A 4,803-nucleotide genomic window follows, 5' to 3' on the forward strand; every position below is an offset into this window, starting at 1 on the left:
CGGAGAACTCTGAACCTCTTGCTCTTCCATGCCGACCTCCTCTCCAGAGGGGTCAGTTCCTCATGGCGTCAGGGGGGCAGTTTGTCGTGGCGCCTGACACGCCCATGTCAAGCTGTCCTACAGTCGGGCCTTCACGCTTCGAGCCTACCTGCTCCAGACCCACGAGATGCTGTTTGATGCCCATAACCACGCCTTCCGGGTGTTGGGCGGCGTGCCACGGCGGGGCATCTACGACAACATGAAGACGGCCGTCGACAAGGTCGGCCGCGGCAAGGAACGCCAGGTCAACATCCGCTTCTCGGCCATGGTGAGCCACTTCCTGTTCGAGGCGGAGTTCTGCAACCCCGCTTCCGGCTGGGAGAAAGGGCAGATTGAGAAGAACGTACAGGATGCCCGTCATCGGCTCTGGCAACCCCTGCCGAACGTTCCCTCCCTGGAAGCTCTGAACGACTGGTTGGAGACCCGGTGCCGGGAGTTGTGGTCACAGACCGGGCACGGCTCGCAGCCCGGCTCGATCGCCGATGTCTGGAGCGAGGAGATCCGGCACCTGATGGCGGTGCCGCGGCCGTTCGACGGCTTCGTCGAGCACGCCAAACGCGTTTCCCCGACCTGCCTCGTTCATCTGGAGCGCAATCGCTACAGCGTGCCGGCCTCCTTCGCCAACCGTCCGGTGAGCCTGCGGGTCTATCCCGACCGGATCGTCCTCGTCGCTGAAGGGCAAGCAATCTGCGAGCATCGCCGAGTGTTCGCTCGCTCTCATGATCGTCTGAGCCGGACCGTCTATGACTGGCGGCATTATCTGGCCGTCGTCCAGCGCAAGCCCGGTGCCCTGCGCAACGGCGCGCCGTTCGCTGAGATGCCGCCCGCGTTTCGATCCCTGCAGCAGCACTTGCTCAAGCGGCCAGGCGGTGACCGCGAGATGGTCGAGATTCTGTCCTTGGTCCTCCAGCACGATGAGCAGGTCGTGCTCACGGCCGTAGAGCTCGCCCTTCAGGCCGGCGTGCCGACCAAGACCCACATCATCAACCTGCTGCACCGGCTGATCGACGGTACGCCGCTGAGCACGCCAACGATCCCGGCTCCCCCCGCCCTCACGCTGACCACTGAGCCTCAGGCCAACGTCGAGCGCTATGACGCCCTGCGCCGAGCCAGGGAGGCGCGCCATGCGTCATAATCCAGCCAGTGGAGCCATCGTCATCATGCTGCGCAGCCTCAAGATGCATGGCATGGCCCAGGCCATCACGGAGCTAACGGAACAGGGATCACCGGCCTTCGAGACCGCCATGCCGATCCTCGCACAACTCTTGAAGGCCGAGACCGCCGAACGGGAGGTGCGATCGACCACCTACCAGCTCAAGACCGCGCGCTTCCCGGCCTATCGCGACCTCGCCGGCTTCGACTTCGCCAGTAGCGAGGTCAACGAGGCGCTCGTCCGCCAGCTCCATCGCTGCGAGTTCCTCGACGACGCACACAACGTCGTCCTGATCGGCGGTCCGGGTACCGGCAAAACCCACATCGCCACGGCTCTCGGAGTCCACGCCATCGAGCATCATCACAAGCGGGTCCGCTTCTTCTCCACCGTCGAGCTCGTCAACGCCCTCGAACAGGAAAAGGCCCAGGGCAAAGCTGGACAGATCGCCGGCCGCCTCGTCCACACCGATCTCGTCATCCTCGATGAACTCGGCTATCTGCCGTTCAGCGCCTCCGGCGGCGCCTTGCTCTTCCACCTGCTGAGCAAGCTCTATGAGCGCACCAGCGTCATCATCACCACCAATCTCAGCTTCTCCGAATGGGCCACGGTCTTCGGCGATGCCAAGATGACCACGGCCTTGCTCGACCGGCTCACGCACCACTGCCATATCCTGGAGACCGGAAACGACAGCTTCCGCTTCAGAGCCAGCTCGACCAAACCACCCAAACCCTCAAAGGAGAAGCCCCGAAACTTGACCGCAACCTGACCCAAGACCACCATCACCCCGGGTCACTTCTCAGTGGAAATCCAGGGTCACTTCTCGCCGGAAATCAACAGAAGGGCCGCCCTGCGGTCTTTTTCCACGGTCGAATGGTGGTCCGGCATCCCGGAGTGCCCGGTCGTAGCAGTGTTCGATCGCAGGTCCGCGGAACCGTAAAGCGCGTCATACGCAGCCTCGTCCAAGCTCTGCGTCGGCGCATCGACGACAACGCGGCCACGCGCAAGACCGATGACGCGATCGGTGAATGTGCGAGCATAGCCGACCTGATGCAGGCTGCAGATCACGGCAACGCCTTCGTCCCGCGCGATGTCCTTGAGAAGTTGCATGACCCCGGCGGCCGAACTGGGGTCGAGACTTGCAACCGGCTCGTCGGCGACGATCAACCGTGGCTCCTGGGCGAGCGCGCGCGCGATCGCGACCCGCTGCTGCTGCCCGCCGGAGAGCGTGTCGGCGCGCTGGAGCGCGTGATCGAGCATGCCGACACGCTCCAGGCATTCGAACGCCCTGAGCTTGTCCGCGCGCTCGAAGCGGCGGAATACGCCGCGCCAGGTCGGTAAATAACCGAGCCGCCCGGCCAGCACGTTGTCGAGAGCCGTGAGCCGGCGCACCAGATTGAATTGCTGGAAGACGACCGCGATTTGTCGCAGCTCGCGGGGCGTCAGCCGCTCGATCTCGGTGCCGCCGAAGCGAATGCGCCCCGCGTCCGATTTGGCCGAACCGGTGATACAGCGAAACAGCGTGGTTTTACCGGCGCCGCTCGGTCCCAGAACCGCAACGAATTCATGCTCCATCAACGAAAAGCTCACATTCTCCACCGCCGACCGCGCCCCGAAGCTCTTCGAGAAGTCCTCGACGGTGAGCACCGGCGGCTTGCCGACAATGTCCGGCTGCGAGCCTAACGTGCGCCCATTGGCAGATGTCGTGTCCACGGCGTCACCCATTGGTCAAACAAGCCTCTTGCGCAGCCACCCCGACAGCCAGTCCAGCGCTGTCACGACAATGAGGATGACGGCTATGATTGTGAAAAGCCGGGAGAAGTCGAGAAGGTCCATGCTGTTCTTCAGCTCCTGGCCGATGCCGCCTGCGCCGACGACGCCCAACACAGTGGAGGCGCGGACGTTGAACTCCAGCCAGAACAGCGAGGTTGAGAGTAGAAGCGGCAGAATATCCGGCAGGAGCCCGTATGTGAGTGCGGTAAGTCGCCCCGCACCGGTTGCGCGGATCGCATTGTGAGGACCGAGGTCCGCGCTTTCGATCTGATCGGCGAAGAACTTGGCGGCCGTGCCGGCCGTGTGGAGGGTTATGCCGAGCACACCTGCGAACGGCCCGAGCCCGACCGCGGCCACGAACAACAGCGCAAACACGAAGGAATCGATTCCACGCAGCGCGTTCAGAAACCACCTCGTCGGGAAATACAGCAACGGAAAGGGCGTGATATTGCGGCTTGCCAGGATCGCAAAAGGCAACCCGATCAGCGTGGCGAGCGTTGTGCCAATCGCGGCCATGGCGACCGTTTCCGCCGTTCGCCAAAGGAACACCGGCAGTTCCTCGAACTTCGGCGGCCAGGCTCGCGACAGCCAATCCCAAAGTCTTGGGAGACCCGTGGCGAGCTTGCCGAGGTCCAGCTGCGCGAGTTCGGCGGCGACCAGATAGAAAGCAACGATAATCGCTACGAGCAACCAGCCTTTTACTCGCGCAACGCTGAATGTGCGTTGCGCAGCTTCGAGCTTGGCAAGGGCTTCTGCAGCGGATTTCATCCCGCCGTGACCAGCGATCGAGCCCTCGAGGAGACGTCTCGCTCCCGTAGCGTTCATCTCACACCTTTGCCTTGATCTTGCCGACGGAGATGCCGGCATTCTCGATCAACCTGTAGGAGGCATGGGTCGCCGCGACAAAGCCGGTGTACCGGTTCGGCAGCAGCAACTTTGCCTGCTCGACCGTGATCGCGGTCAGGATGGCCTGCACCTTGCTCGACATCTCGGCGGAAGCGTTGGCGGGTACCGCGATGGCATCGTTGGGCAGCGGGTCCGATGTCCAGATGATCTTGTTTGAGTCCTCCTTGACCTGGCCGGATGCGATCATGGCATTGCGGTTGCGGTCGAAGTCGGTAGCCATGTCCACCTGGCCAGACGAGACAGCGATCTCGTTGGCCCCGTGTGTGGCCCCGTCGCTGTACTTCCAGAAGGCCTTGGGATCGATTTTCCAGACTTCCTTTGCGTAGAAGGTCGGGATCAACCAGCCGGATGTGGAGCCGACGTCGGCAAAGGAAATCGATTTGTCCTTCGTATCGTCGGGGAATTTCGTCACCTTGAGATCGGGCCGCGCAATGATGATGGCCTGATAAGTCAGCTTTTCATCATATTTGACGGTGGCGACCGCCTGACAACCGGTCGCGTTGTTGGCAATGATGTAGCCCCACGGCCCCATCCATGCCAGATCGAGCTGACCGCCGCCCATGGCAACTGCCATCCCGGCCCAATCGGTGGTCGCCGAGAGCTCGAAATCTGCACCGAGCTCTTTTGCAATATGGGCAAATACCGGCCCGAACGCCTTCTTCGTGTCCTCGGGGTTGGGCAGAAGCGGTCCCACCGCGAATCGAAGTTTCTTGGTCTGCGCGATGGCTGGCCGAAAAACTGAAGTGGCCGCCGCCGCCGCCGCGGTGGTCGCCAGGAACTTGCGTCTGTTAATGCTCATAACGTCTCCACACATTGCTAGATCGAACAGGGACTGACTTAAGGGTCAGTAGATTGATGCCTTCGCTCGCGAACCCGATGTACAGCGCTCCGCCGCCGACCAGCGCCGCACGGACCGGGTTTCGTTCATCGATGCC

The 4,803-nt window shown here is 62.6% G+C and carries 4 protein-coding genes and 1 pseudogene; 2 read left to right on the forward strand and 3 right to left on the reverse strand.

All coding sequences use genetic code 11. The annotated features are described in order from the left end of the window. Window positions 1-100 precede the first annotated feature (100 nt). Together istA and istB are read left to right on the forward strand one after the other, a co-directional pair. Window positions 101-1,174 (forward strand): annotated as a pseudogene (istA, locus tag ACFPN9_RS26215) (IS21 family transposase); the annotation flags it as partial. Continuing rightward, window positions 1,164-1,958, forward strand: coding sequence for an IS21-like element helper ATPase IstB (gene istB / locus ACFPN9_RS26220; protein WP_006023736.1), 795 nt, complete (start codon window positions 1,164-1,166; stop codon window positions 1,956-1,958). The pseudogene istA and the gene istB, both read left to right, overlap by 11 nt. Before the next feature lie 47 nt (window positions 1,959-2,005). Here istB and phnC read toward each other — a convergent pair whose 3' ends face one another. The 3 genes from phnC to ACFPN9_RS26235 are packed head-to-tail and all read right to left on the reverse strand — an operon-like array spanning window position 2,006 to window position 4,667. Further along, on the reverse strand, window positions 2,006-2,914 hold the full coding sequence (gene phnC / locus ACFPN9_RS26225) for a phosphonate ABC transporter ATP-binding protein (RefSeq protein WP_233109148.1): 909 nt from the start codon (window positions 2,912-2,914) through the stop codon (window positions 2,006-2,008). Window positions 2,915-2,917: 3 nt separating this feature from the next. Further along, window positions 2,918-3,730 carry a phosphonate ABC transporter, permease protein PhnE gene (phnE, locus tag ACFPN9_RS26230; RefSeq protein ID WP_024922083.1) on the reverse strand — a complete coding sequence of 271 codons (813 nt, stop codon included), beginning with the start codon at window positions 3,728-3,730 and terminating at the stop codon, window positions 2,918-2,920. A 58-nt stretch (window positions 3,731-3,788) separates the two neighbouring features. Beyond that, the gene (locus tag ACFPN9_RS26235; RefSeq protein ID WP_377817909.1) at window positions 3,789-4,667 is read right to left on the reverse strand and encodes a phosphate/phosphite/phosphonate ABC transporter substrate-binding protein; all 879 of its coding nucleotides are present in this window, start codon (window positions 4,665-4,667) and stop codon (window positions 3,789-3,791) included. Window positions 4,668-4,803: the final 136 nt, after the last annotated feature.

It is taken from the genome of Allobosea massiliensis, assembly GCF_042655245.1.
Classification (GTDB): domain Bacteria; phylum Pseudomonadota; class Alphaproteobacteria; order Rhizobiales; family Beijerinckiaceae; genus Allobosea; species Allobosea massiliensis.

Bases quoted from the DNA above. Each gene is read 5' to 3' on its own strand.
- phnC (WP_233109148.1), bottom strand. From the start codon at position 2,914: ATGGGTGACGCCGTGGACACGACATCTGCCAATGGGCGCACGTTAGGC.
- ACFPN9_RS26235 (WP_377817909.1), bottom strand. From the start codon at position 4,667: ATGAGCATTAACAGACGCAAGTTCCTGGCGACCACCGCGGCGGCGGCG.
- istB (WP_006023736.1), top strand. From the start codon at position 1,164: ATGCGTCATAATCCAGCCAGTGGAGCCATCGTCATCATGCTGCGCAGC.
- phnE (WP_024922083.1), bottom strand. From the start codon at position 3,730: ATGAAATCCGCTGCAGAAGCCCTTGCCAAGCTCGAAGCTGCGCAACGC.